The following is a 19,922-nucleotide window of genomic DNA, read 5'->3' on the forward strand; positions in this document are numbered from 1 at the left end:
TGGATCGACGACTACTGTGAAGTCCACCCGCACTCCGGTCTCAAGTTCCGCTCACCACGCGAGTTCCTGCGCCTCAGTGCTTAAACCAACCGCCGCCTGTCCGGTGAAACGGGGTCAACTCCACGCCCCTTTTTTCTGGAGGAGTGCCACAGGAGCGAGGCGATCTGCTCGCGGGTGTACCAACTCGTCCGCTTGCGGCGGGCGTGCTTCGGGAGGTCTCAGTAGAGCGTGACGGTCTCGCACTTCTGCTCGGCCATCGCGAATTACTGCGGACTGGAGGTCCTGCAGGTGCCTCGCCCTAGACGGCTGTCTGAGCAACGGCTACCTGCCGCCGGACGAGATGGGGCTGGACGAGGACACCCCGATGGAAGGCAGCGCCTGAGACGGTGGCTGCCGCCGCAGAACCCGTAGGTCAGCGGCGGCTTTTACGTGAGGCTCAGATAAAGGGCAATTTACACTGGCCACGCGGCACGTTGTTGGGCTGGAACGTATTGTCAGTCGCGCGGTATGACCGAAGCGGTCGCAGCACCATTGCCCATGCCGGAAACCTACGCGGGGGCGCTGTTGCCCCGCTGCTCCTGATGGCCGCTACGGCGAATTGCCGTAGGCCCGCCCACTCCTGCGCTCGAACCGATCCTCGCGAGATCCTTTCGCCGTTTCCAGCTTCAGGAAACAACAGTGGTCGATACTTCGCGAAGCAGGCACCAGGACATGACGCGGCCTGTTTCGGAAATCGCAGAGGATCTCGTTGCAAATGTTGCGAGGATCGACCGGCTGCTGAACGACGCGGAACTGACCGCCTGCATCGAGAGTGCGGTAACTGGTTCCCCTGAAAAGGTAACTCAGGACGCGATCGACCGCCTTCTGTCCGCCCGGCGTGCTTCAGCGTTGATGGCTGCTAGCTTCGGCCGAAGTGTCCGTCCCCGCGTATGCCATGGCAAAGCTTTGCAGGAAGCCCGGCATGAGATGGATTGCGGCCACGCATCTTTGCGCAGGCTGCTGGCGGGCCTCGTCGAGAGCATGGGACTACGAAGATCGTGGGCCACCGCGACCTGTCACCGACATGAACCGCGACGGCAGGATCTCGCCGTGCGAATGCAAGCGCCTATTTCGCCGTAACAGTCGACTTCACGAACAAGGCACAAGCACTGCCCGGACTTGGGTCGCTGTCTGAGCCGATACATATCGTCTTGAGAGTAAGCCTTACTCACCAATTCTAAAAGTGCGAGGAACGGCGACTCAACTCTGTTGCATAGGCATCTGTCCTGTGCTTCCTTGCTGTACCACAAGATGCATGAGAGAGGGCATGTTGTTGATGAGGGAAGCTCACCGAGTTTTGACAGCTGATGCCTAGCGTGGCGGAGCTTGATGCGTCACGGAGTTGGCAGCGTCGAAAATCGCACCGCCGCAGCGAGATCTTGGACGCGGCTCGTGCGTGTCTGGAGGAGGTGGGCCAGAACGGAGCGTCGGTCGAAATGATAGGCCGCCGAGCTGGTGTTTCTGAGGCTACCGTCTACAAGTATTTCCGCACCAAGCACGAGCTGCTTGGTGCGGTCATAGAGGCATGGATGGTACCGGTCATCGAAGAGCTGCGCGTGGATGTCGAGGCGACAAGCTCGATCGAGGCTCGCTTGTTTGTGTTGGCGCGCCGTCATCTGGCGGAAATGCAACGCAATCCGCGCATCCACGAGGTGGTTTATCGCGAGCTTCGCTGGGCCGATTATCGAGGTTCAGCCTTCCACCGTTACAACCAGCTTTACGCAGGCATCTTCCGGTCGATTTTCGAAGCGGCGATTCAGAAGGGGGAACTGGCCGCGGATCTCGATATTGCGCTTTGTCGAGACCTTTTTTACGGCGGGCTTGAGCATCTGGGCCAGCGGACGTTCTTTGCCGGCCGCTCGGTTGATCTCGACCAAATGGCGCGCACCTATTCGCAGATCCTTCTGCGGGGATGGTTGCCCGGTTCGGACAAGCCGAGTCATGCCGAGAGAATTGAGCGCGCGGTCGTCGCGCTTGAGCGGCTTGCCGCCTCAAGTCGCGTCGCGGCGAACTCGGCTTAGCGCAGGGGGAAAGCGTGTCGATCATCCAATCGAAGACAATCGCGGAGAGCGCTCAGTTCAGGGCTAACCGACAAGGGCATATCGACCTCATTGAGGAATTCCGTTGCTTGGAGGAAAAGGTGCGGCAGCGGTCGGAGAAGGCGCGACCTCGGTTCGAGGCCCGCAACCAGATCCCTCCGCGTGACCGCGTTGATCTTCTTCTCGATCGCGACTCGCCATTTCTCGAATTGTCCACGCTCTGCGGCTTCGGAATGCACGATGATGACGGGCAGGACGAGGTTTATGGCGGCGGCATAATCGTAGGCATCGGCATGGTTTCGGGCGTGCGCTCGATGGTGCTTGCTAGCGATTCAGGGATCAAGGGCGGCGCGATGCATCCTATGGGTGTCGAAAAGCTGATCCGCGGACAGGAGATCGCTCTCGAGAACAAGCTGCCTCTCATCCAGCTCGTCGAGAGCGCCGGTGCCAACCTGGCAAGGCAGTCTGAGATCTTTGTACGTGGCGGCAAAATGTTCGCCAATCTGGCGAAGCTGTCGGCCGCAGGCATACCTGTTGTTGCGGTAGTCAACGGATCATCGACCGCCGGTGGCGCATACCAGCCGGGTCTTTCTGATTATGTGGTGATGGTGCGCGGGCGCTCGCACGTGTTTCTCGCCGGGCCGCCGCTCCTTAAAGCGGCGACGGGCGAGATCGCCGACGCGGAGGACCTGGGTGGCGCCCAAATGCATTGCGAGGTTTCTGGTCTAGGCGAGTACATGGCCGAGGATGACGTCGATGGGATCCGCATCGCGCGCGAGATCATGGCCAGTTTGGCGTGGAACGACAGCCTTCCCATGGGCCTCGAGCATAGCTTCAAGCCGCCGCGCTATGATGCGGAGGAGCTGTTGGGGGTCGTGCCGGTCGACTATCGCACGCCCTACGACGTCCGCGAGGTCATCGCGCGGATAGTCGATGACTCCCGTTTCCTGGAGTTCAAGCCGGGCTATGGTCCCATGACCGTCACGGGACATGCCGCCATCGAAGGGCAGCAGGTATCCATTATTGGCAACAACGGTCCGATCGACGCGAACGGTTCTGTCAAGGCGGCGCAGTTCATCCAGCTCTCCTGCCAAACAAACCGGCCGCTGATATTCCTGCAGAACACAACGGGCTACCTGGTCGGGATCGAAGCTGAGCGTGCTGGCATCGTCAAGCACGGGGCTAAGATGATCCAGGCGGTGACAAATGCGAACGTGCCCAAACTCACGCTTCAGATTGGCGCGTCATTCGGCGCGGGCCACTACGGCATGTGCGGTCGATCCTTCGAGCCGCAGTTCCTGTTCTCCTGGCCAAACAACCGAATTTCCGTCATGGGCGGCGAGCAAGCCGCCAAGGTGATGACCATTGTCGGTGAGGACGGAGCGCGTGCCCAAGGACGCGAGCCCGACCACAATAAACTCTCGGCACAAGCGAAGCGCATCGCCGACAGCTATGCTCGCGAGTCGACGGCGCTGTTTGCGACCGCGCGTCTGTGGGACGACGGGCTGATCGACCCGCGCGATACGCGACGCGTCCTTGCCTTCTGTCTGCGCACGGCGATAGAGGGTCGCCGGCGCACCACCTATCCAAACAGTTTCGGCGTGGCGAGGATGTAGGCAGATGGAAAGCCAGAGGATCCTCGTCCGCACCCAGCGCCTGCGCCACGTCTTGAAAATCACTCTCGACGATCCGGTTACAAAGAACGCGTTGAGTCACGAGCTTGTACACCAATTGTTAGGGGCGCTGAACGCGATTCGGGATGATCGGACAATCCGCGCAATTGTGCTCCGCGGCGCGAACGGAGCCTTTTGCGCAGGCGCCGACCTGAAGAGTGCCTTCGCGGACTTAGGTAGCCCGGCCGCCGACGGGTCAAACGATCCGATTTACCGTGCCAACCGGAAAGGGGGCGAGCTGTTCGCGGCCATCAACTCCCAGCCGCAGACGGTGATCGCGGTCGTCGATGGGCCGGCATACGGAGGTGGGTTCGGCATGGTCTGCTGCGCCGATGTCGTCCTCTGCACCACCCGCGCAAGGTTCGCGCTCTCCGAAACCAGTCTGGGTATACCCCCTGCGCAGATCGCTGCCTATGTCGTGGCACGCCTTGGTCAGGCCCGCGCCCGTAGGCTTGCTTTAACGGCCTCCCGCATCGACGGGCGGCAGGCGTGGCAGATTGGGCTCGCCGATCTGGTGTTCGATAATGCCGACGCGCTAGAGGAGGCTCTGATTGGGATACTCAACGATATCGGGCGTTGCGCTCCAGGCGCGCTTGCCGTCACGAAAGACCTGATCCTCGGCGACCGCGACCTGCCTACACAGATGATGGACAGAGCTGCGAAGGCATTCACCGCCTGCATACGTAGCGCCGAAGGCGCGGAAGGAATTGCCGCCTTCAGCGAGAAACGGCCCGCAGCTTGGGTGGAGAAGCTTTCATGAGCGGGCGCATCGAAAAGATCCTTGTGGCCAATCGTGGCGAGATCGCTTGCCGCATCATACGTTCAGCCCGTGCGAAGGGCATCGCCACGGTCGCAGTCTATTCGGACGCCGACAGGGACGCCCTTCATGTGGCGATGGCGGACGAGTCAGTCCGGATCGGCCCTCCGCCGGTTCCGCAGAGCTATCTGAAGGGCGATCACATCATCGAGGCGGCCTTGCGTACTGGCGCCGACGCCGTTCATCCCGGCTACGGCTTCCTTTCCGAGAATGCCAGTTTCGCTGAAGCCGTCTCGTCGGCCGGTCTCGTGTTCATTGGCCCCTCGCCAGAAGCCATCCGCGCGATGGGGGACAAGGCCGAAGCCAAGCAGCGGATGATTGAAGCAGGCGTGCCTTGCGTGCCCGGATATCAGGGCGGCGACCAGAGCGAAGAGCGGCTCCTGGCCGCCGCAAGGGAGATCGGCTTTCCCGTAATGCTCAAGGCCTCAGCCGGTGGCGGTGGACGGGGTATGCGGCTTGTGGCGGAAGAAGCCGCGTTTGCGCGCCTCCTGCGGACTGCAAGATCTGAGGCTCAGAACGCCTTCGGCGACGAACGGATGCTGATAGAAAAGGCCGTGGTGAAGCCGCGCCACATCGAGATCCAGATCTTCGGCGACGCGGCGGGCAACTTGATCCACCTCGCCGAGCGAGACTGTTCGATCCAGCGCCGTCACCAGAAAATCGTCGAGGAGGCTCCGTCTCCGGGGGTGACGCCGCGAATGCGCAAGGCAATGGGCGAGGCCGCCATCAAGGCAGCCGCGGCTCTGGCCTATCAGGGCGCCGGCACGGTCGAGTTTCTTCTTGATGCGGATGGCAGTTTCTACTTTCTCGAGATGAACACTCGTCTGCAGGTGGAACACCCCGTTACCGAGTTGATCACGGGTCTGGATCTCGTCTCAATGCAGATCGACGTCGCTGAGGGACTGCCGCTGCCGCTTTCGCAGGACGAAGTGACGATAAGTGGCCACGCTATCGAGGTGCGCCTTTATGCCGAAGATCCGGTCGGCGATTTCATGCCGCAGACCGGGCGCGTAAAGGAATGGATCGCGCCGCAAGGACCCGGCGTCAGGGTCGATCACGGCCTTCGGGCGGGCACTGAAGTCAGCGCCTTCTACGATCCCATGCTTGCCAAGATCATTGCCTGGGGCAAAAATCGCGAGGAAGCACGCCGTCGTCTCCTCAGGGCTCTCGCCGACACACGGATTTTCGGCTTGACGAACAACCGGTCCTTCCTGATGGATGCGCTGGCGGCACAGACCTTCATCGACGGTAAAGCCACGACAGCTTTCATCGAGGAAACGTACCCGGACGGCTACGGCGCGAATGAGCCGCCTGCTGACTATTTGAAAGCGCTTGCGGCGGCATGGTTCTGCCGCGATGCCGCCTGGCGGAACAATAGATGGTCCCGCAGCAGGGTGAAGCTCACCGTCGGTGAGGGTGAGCCCGAATGGTTCGCGGTCGAAAAGGGCCTTGAGGAGATGCACGTCGTGTCACTCCTAGGGGAGCGCCGGAGCATCGCCCTTCTTTCGGCAAAAGGCGGCGTCTTGCACTACCGCGAGGCGAACGTGACGCACGCCGTGCCCTTTCATGCAACTGAGGACGAGATCGTGCTGGTGACAGGTGTCGCGCAATGGCGGATACGTGACGTTACGATGGTCGCGCCTGCCGCACTCGAGGCCGACTCGGCCGGGGGAAGCGTTCGGGCTCCCATCACGGGCATGGTCATCTCGCTGGAGGTAACCGAGGGCCAAAGGGTCGAGCGCGGCCAGGTCCTGGCGACGCTCGAAGCAATGAAGATGCAGCACATAGTAATGGCGCCTGTCGCCGGTCTGGTCGGCACGGTGGCGATCGCGGAGGGCGCCCAGATCTCGGCACGTGACCTCATCGTAGAGATCATTGAGGAGGGGGCGTGACGACCATACGCATCGGCGGTGCAACAGGTTTCTGGGGCGATTCCTCGATAAGCCTTCCGCAGCTTCTGAAAGGCGGCGGGATCGATTATCTCGTCTTCGACTATCTCGCGGAGATTACTATGTCGATCATGGCGAGAGCCCGCGCCAAGGATGAAAATGGAGGGTTTGCAGCCGATTTCGTTTCGCTTATCGCCGCGCATCTGCCCGAGATAGCGAGGCAGAAAGTCAAGATCGTGAGCAATGCGGGCGGGGTCAATCCGCGCGCCTGCGGGCGGGCTCTGGAAAAGGCGATCAACGATGCCGGCCTAGATGTGAAAGTCGCGGTGGTTTTGGGCGACGACCTGGCGCCCCGGCAGGACGAGTTCCGAAAAGGCGGCACGCGCGAGATGTTCACTGGAGAGCCGATGCCGGAGAAGCTGTGGAGCTTCAACGCCTATCTGGGTGCACGTCCGATCGCTGCTGCACTCGGCCGTGGCGCCGATATCGTCATCACCGGGCGCTGCGTTGATAGCGCCGTGACGCTCGGCGCCTCCCTGCATGCCTTCGGCTGGCCGCTGGACGATTACGATCGACTCGCATCCGCTTCGCTGGCCGGACACATTCTGGAATGCGGAGCTCAAGCAACGGGCGGCATTCATACAGACTGGGACAAGACCGGCGACTGGGCGACAATCGGCTATCCGATCGCCGAGATCGGAGAGGACGGCAGTTTCGTCGTCACCAAACCTAAAGGCACCGGGGGGCTTGTTTCCGCCGGAACGGTCAGCGAACAGCTCCTCTACGAGATTGGTGACCCGTCGGCCTATCTCCTGCCGGACGTGACCTGCGATTTCACGCAGGTCGAGATCGAGGAAATTGGGCCGGACAAGGTTCGGGTTACGAAGGCGCGCGGTCGGGCGCCGACCGCCACCTACAAGGCGAGCGCCACTTATCAGGATGGCTTCCGCGTCGGAATGTACTTGACGATCGGTGGCATCGATGCCGTGGCGAAGGCAAAAAAGGTAGCCGACGCCACGTTGCGACGCTGCGCGCGGCTCTTGGAAGAACAAGGGGTCGCCCCTTTCAGCGAGACGAGCGTCGAAATCATCGGGTCGGAATCGGCCTATGCTTTTCGGTCGCGCACCATGGCTACCCGCGAGGTCGTGCTGAAGGTGGCCGCCAAGCACAAGGCTCAGGCGCCGCTCGGAATGCTGGTGCGCGAGTTGACCTCGTCGGGCACGTCCATGGCGCCGGGCATCACCGGCATGGGAGGCAACCGGCCGAAGATATCACCTCTGATTCGCCTGTTCTCCTGCCTTGTGCCGAAGGGCGAGGTGCTGGCTTCGATCGAGTTCGACGGCCGCAGCTTCGAGGCGCCGGCGCCAATGGAAGATGTTGCCGTCCCCCCCCGCGTTCGAGATAGCGCAACCGAGGATGCCGAGACGATCGAAGATCCGGTCGAGGTTCCTCTGGTGAGGCTCGCCTTTGGTCGCAGCGGCGACAAGGGCAACCACGCCAACATCGGCATCAAGGCGCGCGAGCCGCGTTTTCTGCCCTATATCCGCGCAGCTCTGACGCCAGACGTCGTCGCAGGCCATTTCGAGCATTTCGGCGTCGCTGCTGTGCACCGATACGACCTCCCGGGGATACACGCACTCAATTTTCTGCTGGAGGACGTCCTTGGAGGCGGCGGTATCGCCTCGCTGCGCAACGATCCGCAGGGGAAGGCCTATGCCCAGATCCTGCTCGACCTTCCAATACCTCTCCCTTCGGCCTTGGCGCGCGAGTTGGACAGGCTGCCGCCGTGATGAAGAACATGGCGGAGGAGAACTGCCGCAGATAATGCATGAGAGCGATAGGAGGATCGCCCGAATGTCGAAAGTGCTTTACGGACCACAGCCGCAGGAAGCGAGCGTCGCCGAGATGTTCGCCGCTACCGCTGCGCGGCACCCGCATCTCCCCTTCGCGGCCTATCGCCAGCGAGGGGCGGGGCCGTTCGTCGAGCTGAGCTACGGCGAGGCGCTGAAACGTGTTCTGGAACTGCGTGCGGCATATCGCGATGCAGGATGGGGTCGCGGCGCGCGAGGCGCCATCCTAACTGGTAATCGCCCTGAGTTCTATCTCCACTACCTCGCTCTGAACGGGCTGGGCGTGTCAATCGTGCCGCTCAATCCAGAGGCCCGGCCGAACGAGATGCTCTATATAATTGAGCATTCCGAGGCTGCTTTCATAGTCGCGGCGGACTATTGCCGCGCGGCGTTGGCTGAGGCTCTGGCTGGGGCGGATCGCAAACTGCCGATTATAGAAGCGTCCGATTACCAGTCGGGCATTGCGCGCTCGCAGGGACCGGGCGGCGACCCGGTTGTGGATCTATCAGCAGAGGCAGCGATCCTCTACACATCAGGCACGACGGGGAGACCCAAAGGATGCCTCCTATCCAACCGATACTTCGTCGAGGCCGGTCGCTTCTATGCGTCCTGGCAAGGAAGGCTGGCCATGCAAGAGGGCAAGGAGCGCCTGCTCAACCCTCTTCCGCTCTTCCATATGAACAATCTCGTGGTGACCACCACAGCGCTGATCTCGTGCGCCGGCTGCAATGTCATGATCGACCGTTTCTCGCCAACGCGCTGGTGGACCGACTGCAAGGAGTCGGAGGCGACACTCATCCACTACCTTGGGGTGATGCCCGCGCTGTTGCTGGCGATGCCGGGCTCGGATGTCGAGCGCGAAAACCTGGTTCGTGCTGGTGTAGGAGCGGGCGTTGATCCCAAGCATCATCGAGCATTTGAGCAACGCTTCGGCTTCCCGCTTTTGGAGTTGTGGGGCATGACAGAAGTTGGTCGGGGCTTCATCGACAATTTCGAGCCCCGGCAAGTAGGAACGCGCGCGTTTGGCCGCCCCGCCGGTACTATGCGCGCACGCGTGGTCGACGACGCCATGAACGATGTGGACGCTGGCACGCCCGGTGAGCTTCTCGTTCAATCTGATGACGAGGATCCGCGCCGAGCCTTCTTCTCCGGCTACCTAAAGGACGAGGCAGCGTCCGGCGCGGCCTGGCACGACGACTGGTTTCGCACCGGGGATGTGGTGCGACAAGACGAGAGCGGCATGCTTTACTTCGTCGACCGTAAGAAGAACATCGTGCGTCGGTCCGGCGAGAATATCGCCGCCGCGGAGGTCGAAGCCTGCCTTCAGGCGCATCCGAAGGTCGTACAGGCCGCCATCATCGCCGTTCCGGACGATTTGCGGGAGGAGGAGGTGTTCGCCTGCGTCGTGCTGAAGGGCGACATGCCAGGTGATGCGGCGACGGCGCACGAACTCTTTGAATGGTCGCTGGGTCGGCTCTCCTACTTCAAGGCTCCAGGCTACGTCTGCTTCCGCAAAGACCTGCCGACCACCGGAACCCAGAAGATCCAGAAAGCGCTAATTTTTGCTGAAGAGGAGAATCCGGTCCAATTGGCCGACACATACGATTTCAGAGATCTGAAGCGTAAGGCTCGAGTAGAATGCCCCGTTTGTTCCATGGAGCAGGCCCGATGAATACCTTGGTGAAGACGATCGACGGCTTGAACACTTGGGTGGGCCGGGTTGTCGGCTGGGTGATGATCTTCATCATGCTGTTGACGGTTTATGACGTAATCGCCCGCGGTTTGTTCAGTGCCCCGGTGCTATGGGCGTTTGATGTATCAGTGCAGCTCTTCGCTTTGCATTTCATGATAACAGCGGCCTATGCGCTGCTTCACAACGAGCACGTCTCCATTAACATCTTCAAAGCGCGGCTTGGCCTCCGAACACAGGCGGCGCTTGATATTCTTTCCTATCTTATCTTTTTCTATCCCTTCATGATCATGTTGCTGATTTATGGCTGGGACTTCGCCGCTCGATCTTGGGCATCACGTGAAACTAGCTGGGGCGTTGTGGCGCTGCCCGTCTACTACGTGAAGACCGTTATACCCGTGACAGCCGTGCTTCTAATGTTGCAGGGGCTGGCCAATATCATCCGATTAGCGGAGATCGTTCGCAAGGGAGATGCGCAATGAGCGGAGAAGTGATCACCGTTCTCATGTTCATCGGCCTCCTCATCGGACTTTTCATGGGGCATCCGCTGGCTTTCGTGCTGGGGGGGCTCGCCGTCGTCTTCTCGTTCATCGGTCCTGGGCCGCAAGTTTTTGGGATCATTATCAACCGCATCTACAGCCAGATGGACAACTATATCCTCATTGCGGTTCCCATGTTCATCTTAATGGCTCGACTTCTCAGCGACTCCGGTGTCACCGATGACATGTTCCGTGCCCTGCGGCTGATGCTGGGGCGCGTGCGGGGCGGTCTATTGCTGGCGACTGTGGCCATTTCTGTCGTGCTTGCCGCTACAACAGGCATCATCGGAGCTTCAATGACCGTGATGGGAGTCCTAGCGCTGCCTTCCATGCTTAGATACGGTTACCAGAAAGAATTGAGTACCGGCATAATCGCGGCGGGCGGCAGCCTCGGCATCTTAATACCCCCCTCCATAATGCTGGTAATTCTGGGGAGCTATGCTCAGATATCAGTTGGTCAGCTCTTCGCGGCTGCGCTTGTTCCTGGTCTGATGTTAGCCTTCCTCTATGCACTTTACGCCGGCGTGCTGACGTATTTCCGTCCAGATCTGGGCCCTCCGGTCTCCGAAGAGGAGTTAAGCGCAACCAATCGGACGGAGATCACAAAGCTCCTCCTCAAAATGGCTGTTCCGCCGCTGCTCCTTATAGCGGGTGTCCTGGGATCGATTTTCGCCGGCTGGGCTACGACGACCGAAGCGGCATCAATTGGAGCGTTTCTCACGTTCCTCATGGTTATCGTCTACCGGCGCTTTTCCTGGTCCATGTTCCAAGAGGCAGTCTCGGCGACTGCTCGTACCACTGCGATGGTTCTGTTCGTGATCGTCGGCGCTACTGCTTTCACCGGCGTATTCGTAGCTGTCGGCGGCACCAGGATCGTTTCTGGGTATCTTGAGGGGCTAGGCTTAGGTGCGTGGGGCATATTTTTCCTGATGATGTTCATCGTATTCGTGCTGGGGATGTTCCTCGACTGGCTTGGCATCGTCCTAATTTGCTTGCCGATTTTCCTGCCTATCGCGGTCGAGGCCGGCTTTGACCCGCTGTGGTTCGTCATGATGATCGCAATCGTGCTCCAGACGTCGTTCTTAACCCCGCCGTTTGGCTACGCGCTTTTCTACCTCGAAGGGGTCGCTCCGCCCGGAGTAACAATCGGGCACATCTATCGCGGGGTAGTGCCGTTCATCATCTTGATCATCTTTGGGGCCGGTCTGTGCATGGTTTTTCCGCAGATCATTACGTGGCTGCCAAGCATCGTCTTCGCGCGCTAGTCCCGTGCGCGTTGATCTAAGACCTATGGGAGAAAAGGAGGAAGCACATGAAGCGTTTTATTGGCATCTTGGCGGGCATGGCCGGCCTATTCGCGCTCAATTCTAGCTCAGCGCTCGCTCAGGAGGAGAAAGAGCTTACAATCCAGATGACGAGTACCTGGCCGCCGGGCATCAACCTGATCGATTCAGACCAGCATTTTGTGGATCTAGTTAACCGGCTAGGCGAAGGCACGATACGGATCGAGTTCTTTCCCGGCGAGAGCTTGGTCCCGTCAACGCAGGTATTTGATGCGGTCCAGTCCGGCTCAATCCAAGCCTCTGGCGACTGGCCCGGCTACTGGGCTGGAACGGATACGGCTTTTTCCCTGATCGGCTCGTTCCCAATGCTGTTTACGGTCCCAGACTACCTGCTGTGGATCAATCATTGGGGGGGCGCCGAGATGTTCGACGAGATCTACGGCGCCCATAACATAAAATATGTTCCGTATGCCATTTTGAGCACAGAGTCGGGCCTGCGCTCAACGACGCCGATCAGGTCCTTCAGTGATCTCAACGGAAAGAGGGTGCGTATGTCCGGGCGCCCACAAGGAGCGATATTGTCCGAATACGGCGCGGCGCAGGTCATGTTGCCTGGCTCGGAGGTCTACCAGTCGCTTGAGCGTGGTGTCGTCGATGCGGCCGAGTTCTCGATGCCGAGCACAGATCTCGGCATGGGATTTGGTGAGGTGACCCAGCACAACCTGTCACCGGGCTGGCACCAACCGGCTTCGATCGGCGGCGTGATGATCAATCTCGACGTTTGGAATGGACTTTCCGACAAGCAGAAGCTGATCATCGAGACCGCAGCAGGAGCAACAATGTCCTGGGCTATCGGTCATTTTGAGAAAACGTCAGCGGAAGCAGTCCGCGCCTTCGAGGAGGCCGGAACGACCGTTCACAAGCTGAGCGACGAAGACATGGCGCGCGTGCAGACCGTGGCCAACAGGCTCCTCGTAGAAGAGTCTTGCGCTAATCCGCTGTTCGCGAAGGTTGCCGTCTCGCAGTTGGGATATCTGGAGGATTATCGGGGCTGGCGCGAGATGCAGGGTGAGTTCGCGATGGGCCGGAATCTTTCGGAGATGCCGGACATCGAGGCCATCCGCGCCTGCGCGAAATAGCGCCGACAGAAGGGGGCGCCGGTGCGCCCCCTTCCTTCTTTCCGCACATCCATCAAGGTGATGATCGCCATGCCCACCGTCATCGGTCAGCCGGTTGACCTTGAACTGGCCCGGCACGCTTCCGCCCTAACTATAGGATCTTTGTTCGGCTTGCGCGTACGATGCGGACCTGACCGAGTGGCGATCGAGCAGGGTGATAGACGATCGACATATGCAGAGCTCGACCGCCGTACAGATGCGCTGTCTCATGCTTGGAGAGAACGTGGGATAGTCCGCGGCGACCGCGTCGCGATCCTTTCGGAGAATAGGGTTGAATACGTCGAGTGCCTGCTCGCAGCCGCGAAGCTTGGGGTCATATTGGCCTGCCAGAACTGGAGGCTTGCTGAGGGCGAGCTGATCCATTGCCTGCAACTCGTCACGCCCACGCTGCTCGTCGCTTCGCCGCGTCATCTGGAGGCAGCGCGCCGTTGCGCCGGGGACGTTCCGCTGCTCGTGTTGGGCGAGGAATACGAGGCCGCGTTGGAGCGGGCGGAACAGGCGCCAATTGACGATGAATGTGATCCGGAGGATGGGGTCGTTATTCTTTACACCAGCGGCACAACCGGAATGCCGAAGGGAGCACTCATCAGCCAGCGCGCCGAGATCGCGCGGGCGATGATCCAGATGGTTGACATCCCCAACGGTGCAGACGACGCCTTCGTGGCATGGGCGCCGCTGTTCCACATGGTCTCCACGGACACTGTCTTCATGACCCTGATCCAGGGGGGCAAGGTGATCGTGACGGACGGCTTTGTTCCCGATGAGCTTGCGGAGATCGTAGCAAGGGAGAGGCTGGGGCGGCTCACTCTCATGCCCGGCATGATAACTCCTTTTCTGGATGCCATGAAGAAGCTGGGCCGCAAACCAGTCGGGGTGAGGTGGGCTGGGGTGATGGCCGATCTGGTGCCTCGAGAGCAAATCGCGGAGGTCACGCGTCTTCTGGATGCTCCCTATCTGAATAGTTTCGGCTCTACTGAGACCGGGCTACCCCCCGCTTCGCGGTCCACGATCGCCGTTGGTTTGGTGCCTGAAAAGCTCGACAAGCTTCAAAGCTCCTTCTGCCGGATCAAGCTGGTCGATCCTGAGGACGATGAAGTTTCCGACGGTGAACCTGGCGAGCTCACGATCCGCAGTCCGGCGCTCTTCTCTGGCTACTGGAATAATCCCTCGGCCAACGCTGAGGATTTCCGCGGTGGATGGTTCCACATGGGCGATGTCTTCCGGCGCAATCCGGACGGGACCCTATCCTTCGTCGACAGACGCAAGTATCTGATAAAGTCGGGCGGTGAGAACATCTATCCCGCCGAGATCGAGCGCGTGCTCCTTTCGGATCCGCTGGTCAGGGACGCAGTCGTCGTGCGCAAGAGCGACGGCCAATGGGGCGAAATCCCCATAGCGTTGGTCGTGCGGCTCGACGAAGCACTCACCGTCGAGAGCCTGCGCGAACGCTGCGCTCGGTCGATCGCCAGGTACAAAATTCCGAAGGAGTTCCATTTCGTCAGTGAAGACGACCTGCCGCGTAGCACGACCGGCAAAATCAAGCGCCACGATCTCGAAGAACGTTTTTCTGGGACCAGCTAGATGTCAAAAATCCTCTTTCAGAAGCATGGTCACGTCGCGTTGATGACGATCAACCGCCCCGAGGTTCGAAATGCGTTTGACGCTGAGACGCTTTGCCTGATGGCTGATACCTTCGAAGAGGTGCGCAGGGACGAAGCCGTAAGGGCGCTGGTGGTGACAGGCGCTGGTGACAAGGCGTTCAGCGCAGGAGCTGATCTCGGCAAACTGATCCCGCTGATGACCGGCGCGCGGACACCGGAAGACGAGTCCGAGCATAGGCTCAAAGCGGATGATACTCTCCTCAGTCGCGGCATACTGCGAGGGTACGATGTCGTGAAGCCTGTTATCGCCGCCATCAATGGCTCTGCAATCGCCGGTGGGATGGAGCTTTGCCAAGGAACCGACATTCGCATCGCTTCTGAGACGGCGAAGTTTGGTGTTCAGGAAGTGAAATGGGCGATCTTTCCTGCCGGCGGTTCCACCGTACGCCTTCCACAGCAGCTTTCAATGCCGCGTGCTATGGAGTTGCTGCTCACCGGTGACCTCATCGACGCAAATAAAGCTCTTGAATGGGGCTTCCTCAACCGCGTGGTGCCAGCTGCACAGGTGCTGTCGGCGGCCTTCGATATCGCCGAGCGAATCGCGCGCAACGGTCCTATCGCGGTTCAGGCAATCCGCCGCTCAGCACGTGCATGTCTTGGATACACAGAAGCCGAGGCTCTCGCCATGGAATTGAGTTTCGCCGCACCAGTGTTCGCAAGCGAGGATGCTCGCGAAGGCCCCCGGAGCTTCATCGAGAAGCGTTCGCCGGTCTATCACGGCCGCTAAACGGCAGGAGCAGTCGCCATGATCGAACTTCATCATTGCTTTGGAGCGCGATCGTTTCGACCGCTCTGGACGTTAGAAGAGATGGGGCTGAACTACCGCCTGCATCTGCTTCCTTTCCCGCCGCGCTTTGCATCGCCTGGCTACAAGGACATCAATCCGCTCGGCACCGTTCCGCTTTTCGTGGACGGCGACCTGCGCATGACCGAATCGAGTGCGATCAGTCACTATATCGCCCGCCGATATGGCCCGTCGCCGCTCGCTGTCGAGCCTGACGATACCGAGTATGGTGCCTTCCTGAACTGGACGCATTTCGGCGAGGCAACGTTGACCTTTCCGCAGACGCTGGTGCTTCGCTACCGCCACTTCGAAAACGCCGAGCGGCAAAACGCCCAAGTCGCAGATGATTACGCGCGCTGGTTCCTGGCCCGTCTACGGGCGGTCGAGTCGGTACTCCAGGATCGGGACCACCTTTGCGCAGGCCGCTTCACCGTCGCCGACATTTCGGTCGGCTATGCGCTGAAGCTCGCGGGCGTCATCGGTCTCAACAGCGAGTTTGGTCCCCGTGTGCAGGCGTACTGGTCAGGCCTTCAGGAGCGCGACGGCTACAGCCGCGCCCGTGCCGCCGAAGAACATGCCGCCGCGGTACTCGGCCCGCTTGACCCGTTCGGCAGGATGGTCGAGGACGCTTCATGAGCGGCGATACTGCGAAGCCCGCCGACACGTTCGACTATGTTGTGATCGGTACCGGCGCTGCCGGTTCCGTGATCGCCGCACGGTTGGCTGAGGACGAGGGCGTGAGTATCTGCGCTCTTGAAAGCGGTCCCCCCGACCGTCACCCCTACATCCATCTGCCCGCTGGCTTCATCAAGATCATGTTCAACCCGAAATACACCTGGCAGTTCAAGACTGAGCCCGGCGAGGGCGTCAACGGCCGGCAGGTGATCATGCCACTCGGCCGAACTGTCGGCGGGTCAAGCTCCATCAACGGCATGGTGATCAATCGAGGTCAGGCTGCCGATTTCGACAGCTGGGCGCAGAGCGGCAACCGCGGCTGGGCCTACCGAGACGTGCTACCCTATTTCCGACGGTTTGAGAGAAGACTCGGCGACTTTGATCCGGCCTATCGCGGCGGGGATGGCAATATTCCTGTTTCGGATCTGGATTGGATTCATCCCATCTGTGAGGCTTTCATAGAAGGCGCGCAATCTATCGGTATTCCGCGCAATCCCGACTATAACAGCGGGGAGCAGCCTGGCGTGGGATACTTCCAGAGGGCCATTCATCGCGGCTGGCGCATGAGCGCGGGCCGCACTTATCTCCTTCCGGCCATGAAACGCACCCGTCGCATCGATCTTCGGACCAGGGCGCGCGCGACAAGCATCATCTTCGAAGGAAGACGGGCAGTAGGGGTACGCTTTGTCGACGAGCGCGACCGCACGACCATTCGCGAAGTAAGGGCTAGGCGCGAGGTGATCGTATGCGCGGGAACGATCAACACCCCGCGCCTTCTCCAGCTCTCCGGTATTGGACCGAGGAGACATCTCGCCGAACTCGGCGTGCCGGTCATCCACGACCTCGCCGGTGTCGGCGAGAATTTCCGAGATCATTGCTCTGTGCGGGTAGTGGCGCGCGGCAGACCGGGTCACTTGACGATGAACGAGCTGACGCGTGGCGTGCGTCTTTGGGGGCAGGCTCTGCGATGGGCGACTGGCAGGCCGAGCGTCCTCGCACTCAGCCCCTCCCTTGTCCACTGCTTCTGGAAATCCGAGCCCGAGATGGACGGCGCCGACCTGCAGGTCGTCTTCACGCCGGCAAGCTATAAGCAGGGCTTCGTCAGTCTGCTCGACGACTTCCCGGGGATGAGCTGCGGTGTCTGGCAGCACCGGCCCGAAAGTAGGGGCTATGTACGAGCCACATCGCTGGACCCGTTTGTTGACCCCGCCATTCAGCCCAACTACCTGACCCATCCGGTCGACCAGCGCGCCATGATCAAAGGTATCCGGCTGGCTAGGAGACTTTTGCGGACGGAGCCCATGAGCCGCTTCGTCGAGCGCGAGACATTCCCCGATCCAGCGATGGAGTCCGACGCGGACATCCTGAACTGGGCGCGCCAGTACGGCGCCAGCGTGTGGCATCTGATCGGCACTGCGCGTATGGGCCCAAGGAACGACCCCGCCGCAGTGGTTGACCACAAGTTGCGGGTTCATGGGCTGGAACGGCTGAGGGTCGTTGATGCCTCCATCATGCCGACCATGCCTTCGGCCAACACCTATGCGTCGACCCTGATGATAGCCGAGAAGGCGGCTGACATGATCCGCGGACGATCCTTCCCATCAGATTTTTAGGCGTTTTCGAGTGTTCCGCCGGTCACGAAAGTCTCCTATCCGCCGCGCAGGCGCGCCAGGATTTCGCGCGCCCGGTCTACCCGCACATCGTGCGTTGCGGCGAGCTCGGCCGCGATCGTCCCAATTTCTTCGCCCTGGGCGCCCGCGACGATCGCAATATTGCGCGCGTGCAGCGCCATGTGGCCCCGCTGAATTCCCTCTGTAGCCAGCGCGCGCAGCGCCGCCATGTTTTGCGCCAGGCCAACAGCGACGGCAACCTCGGCGAGTTCCTGCGCGCTTTGTACTGCTAGCAGCTTCAGGGCGGCTTGTGCGGCGGGGTGCGTCTTGGTGGCACCGCCAACGAGACCAAGCGCAATCGGCATTTCGAGCGTGCCCACAAGGTTGCCCGAGGCAGCGATCTCCCATCGCGAAAGGGAGGCGTAGCGCCCCGAGCGCGCGGCATAGGCATGGGCGCCTGCCTCAATGGCCCGCCAGTCATTACCAGTCGCGACCACAAGTGGATCTATGCCGTTCATGATGCCTTTGTTATGGGTCGCCGCACGGTAGGGATCAACGATCGCGAGCGCGCAGGCCTCCACAATGCCGCTCGCCATCTCCTCGCCAGAACACGTTTGGGTACGAAGCACGTCCGGCGAAATTTCGACGCGGGCGCGGGCAATCCGCCGGTCCGCGAGGTTGGACAAGATGCGCAAGCGGACCCTGCCGCCGGTAAGCTTCTCGGCGAGCGGAGCGACAGTCTCCGCCATCGTGTTAACTGTGTTCGCGCCCATCGCGTCGCGCACGTCAACGAGAAGATGAAGCACTACCATAGCGCCAGCCGGAGTATCCTCGAAAAGATGCACCTCGATATCGCGGCATCCGCCGCCAAGAGATAGGAGGACTTTGTCTTTCGAATTAGCAAGCGCGATGATCTGTGCGCGTTCGTTCAGCAGCTTGGCACGCGTGCCGAACGGATCAGCGAGGCCTAGTAGCTGGATCTGCGCGCGCATCACGGGATCGGTGCTTGACGTCAGGAAGCCGCCGCATTGGCGTGCAAGCCGTGCCATATAGGAAGCAGCGGCGACCACGGAAGGCTCCTCGACCGCCATCGGGATAAGGTAGTCGCGGCCGTTGATGGTGAAGTTGGTGGCGACCCCTAGCGGCAGCTCGAACGTGCCGACGACGTTTTCGATCATTCCATTGGCGAGGTTGATTGGAAGAGCTCCGCCGCCGCTCAGGGCCCTGCTTTCATTCTGATCGAGCCCTGCCGCTTCGACGACACGTTTCAGTCGCTCGGCAGGCTCAAGATCCCGGAACTGCTCGAAACGTGAGTTGACGCCGTTGCGCGCGCCGCTTTCGCCCTGCTCGACCACGTTATGCCTCCCTCGAACTCGCCGCTCAACGTCTTTGCGGCATGGAGGCGGCGAACGCAACTCCCTTGGCGAGGGCGGTATCGGCCACTCGATTAACTCAACCTTTCGTCGTCGTCAGAGCAACATGGCAGCGGTCGAGCAAAAGAGGACTGCTGGTCAATGAAGACGTAGGCGCCTGCGGGAACCGACTGGGCAGCAGTACGCAGCTAGATGCCAGCCGTGACGCCTGAACGTGAATGCGCCTTCCTTCGCGGCAGAGGAAGCGGCTTGCAGGCCCAGGCAGGTTGCTAGATCATCTTCCTTTTGTCAGCATTGGCAGAAGGCGCGCTGACAACGGGATGGGGGCGGACCCGACGGAGACGCGGTACCGTTCGAGATGGATCGCGAGCGCGAGTCCGCACCCATCTGCCGGATCGACCGTCTCTTCGAAGGTGGATGTCGCTCTGCCGCATAGCGCATCCCAGCGCTCGGAAACGAGGCGGTCGAATTCGACGTGGCTGGCGGCCAGCCGCTCCCGCAGCCGCCAGACGCCTGCAGGTTCGTCAGCTGCCAGGCCAATCGCCTTCTCCAATGGCGGATCGATGACGCAGGAAGAAGGAGCCGGCCGGAACTGCGATAAAGAAGAGGGAGAGGGAGCTCGACCCCGCCGGTTTTCCAGTCAGCGGATATGGCGGTCAAGGTTCTAGTCCGAGCGAAGACACGCGCTTGGCTTCGCCGATGCGAGTAGCGGAGCCGCAACGCGTCGATTTTGGTTGCGAGGATGTAGCCAGTCTTGCGGACATCGCTTCCACATGTCCGGAATACCTGGCAAACTGTTCTTCGCGACGCCGTTAATGGAGG

Annotated in this window: 15 protein-coding genes; 13 read left to right on the forward strand and 2 right to left on the reverse strand. The window is 60.7% G+C overall.

Going from position 1 to position 19,922, the window contains the following annotated elements; all coding sequences use genetic code 11:
* Positions 1-1,346: 1,346 nt before the first annotated feature.
* From J5Y06_RS14855 to J5Y06_RS14915, 13 genes are all read left to right on the forward strand, one after another.
* Complete coding sequence (locus J5Y06_RS14855) at positions 1,347-2,060, forward strand: TetR/AcrR family transcriptional regulator (protein WP_280819047.1); 714 nt, start codon at positions 1,347-1,349, stop codon at positions 2,058-2,060.
* A gap of 14 nt (positions 2,061-2,074) precedes the next feature.
* Positions 2,075-3,694, forward strand: coding sequence for an acyl-CoA carboxylase subunit beta (locus tag J5Y06_RS14860; RefSeq protein ID WP_209335981.1), 1,620 nt, complete (start codon positions 2,075-2,077; stop codon positions 3,692-3,694).
* A 4-nt stretch (positions 3,695-3,698) separates the two neighbouring features.
* Complete coding sequence (locus J5Y06_RS14865; protein ID WP_209335982.1) at positions 3,699-4,511, forward strand: enoyl-CoA hydratase/isomerase family protein; 813 nt, start codon at positions 3,699-3,701, stop codon at positions 4,509-4,511.
* Positions 4,508-6,460, forward strand: a complete 1,953-nt coding sequence (locus tag J5Y06_RS14870; RefSeq protein WP_209335983.1) for an acetyl/propionyl/methylcrotonyl-CoA carboxylase subunit alpha — start codon at positions 4,508-4,510, stop codon at positions 6,458-6,460. The genes J5Y06_RS14865 and J5Y06_RS14870 overlap by 4 nt, the downstream gene beginning before the upstream one ends.
* Positions 6,457-8,247, forward strand: coding sequence for an acyclic terpene utilization AtuA family protein (locus J5Y06_RS14875; protein WP_209335984.1), 1,791 nt, complete (start codon positions 6,457-6,459; stop codon positions 8,245-8,247). Before J5Y06_RS14870 ends, J5Y06_RS14875 begins: the two co-directional genes overlap by 4 nt.
* 64 nt (positions 8,248-8,311) lie before the next feature.
* Positions 8,312-9,979 (forward strand): AMP-binding protein, encoded by a 1,668-nt coding sequence (locus J5Y06_RS14880; RefSeq protein WP_209335985.1) that lies wholly within the window; start codon positions 8,312-8,314, stop codon positions 9,977-9,979.
* Positions 9,976-10,479 carry a TRAP transporter small permease subunit gene (locus J5Y06_RS14885; RefSeq protein ID WP_209335986.1) on the forward strand — a complete coding sequence of 168 codons (504 nt, stop codon included), beginning with the start codon at positions 9,976-9,978 and terminating at the stop codon, positions 10,477-10,479. Before J5Y06_RS14880 ends, J5Y06_RS14885 begins: the two co-directional genes overlap by 4 nt.
* Positions 10,476-11,801 (forward strand): TRAP transporter large permease, encoded by a 1,326-nt coding sequence (locus J5Y06_RS14890; protein WP_209335987.1) that lies wholly within the window; start codon positions 10,476-10,478, stop codon positions 11,799-11,801. The genes J5Y06_RS14885 and J5Y06_RS14890 overlap by 4 nt, the downstream gene beginning before the upstream one ends.
* Before the next feature lie 47 nt (positions 11,802-11,848).
* Complete coding sequence (dctP, locus tag J5Y06_RS14895) at positions 11,849-12,958, forward strand: TRAP transporter substrate-binding protein DctP (RefSeq protein ID WP_209335988.1); 1,110 nt, start codon at positions 11,849-11,851, stop codon at positions 12,956-12,958.
* A 69-nt stretch (positions 12,959-13,027) separates the two neighbouring features.
* Positions 13,028-14,578, forward strand: coding sequence for a class I adenylate-forming enzyme family protein (locus J5Y06_RS14900; protein WP_245247906.1), 1,551 nt, complete (start codon positions 13,028-13,030; stop codon positions 14,576-14,578).
* Positions 14,579-15,385: an enoyl-CoA hydratase-related protein gene (locus J5Y06_RS14905; RefSeq protein ID WP_209335990.1), complete on the forward strand. Its 807-nt coding sequence runs from the start codon at positions 14,579-14,581 to the stop codon at positions 15,383-15,385.
* Positions 15,386-15,403: 18 nt separating this feature from the next.
* Complete coding sequence (locus J5Y06_RS14910; RefSeq protein WP_209335991.1) at positions 15,404-16,078, forward strand: glutathione S-transferase family protein; 675 nt, start codon at positions 15,404-15,406, stop codon at positions 16,076-16,078.
* Positions 16,075-17,730 (forward strand): GMC family oxidoreductase, encoded by a 1,656-nt coding sequence (locus tag J5Y06_RS14915; RefSeq protein WP_209335992.1) that lies wholly within the window; start codon positions 16,075-16,077, stop codon positions 17,728-17,730. The genes J5Y06_RS14910 and J5Y06_RS14915 overlap by 4 nt, the downstream gene beginning before the upstream one ends.
* 35 nt (positions 17,731-17,765) lie before the next feature.
* On the opposite strand, the gene J5Y06_RS14920 is transcribed toward J5Y06_RS14915, so the two are convergent.
* Positions 17,766-19,082, reverse strand: a complete 1,317-nt coding sequence (locus J5Y06_RS14920; RefSeq protein ID WP_209335993.1) for a hydroxymethylglutaryl-CoA reductase, degradative — start codon at positions 19,080-19,082, stop codon at positions 17,766-17,768.
* A gap of 292 nt (positions 19,083-19,374) precedes the next feature.
* Complete coding sequence (locus J5Y06_RS14925) at positions 19,375-19,653, reverse strand: hypothetical protein (protein WP_209335994.1); 279 nt, start codon at positions 19,651-19,653, stop codon at positions 19,375-19,377.
* Positions 19,654-19,922: the final 269 nt, after the last annotated feature.

Origin of the sequence: Tianweitania sediminis (genome assembly GCF_017813335.1) — a bacterium.
Classification (GTDB): domain Bacteria; phylum Pseudomonadota; class Alphaproteobacteria; order Rhizobiales; family Rhizobiaceae; genus Tianweitania; species Tianweitania sediminis.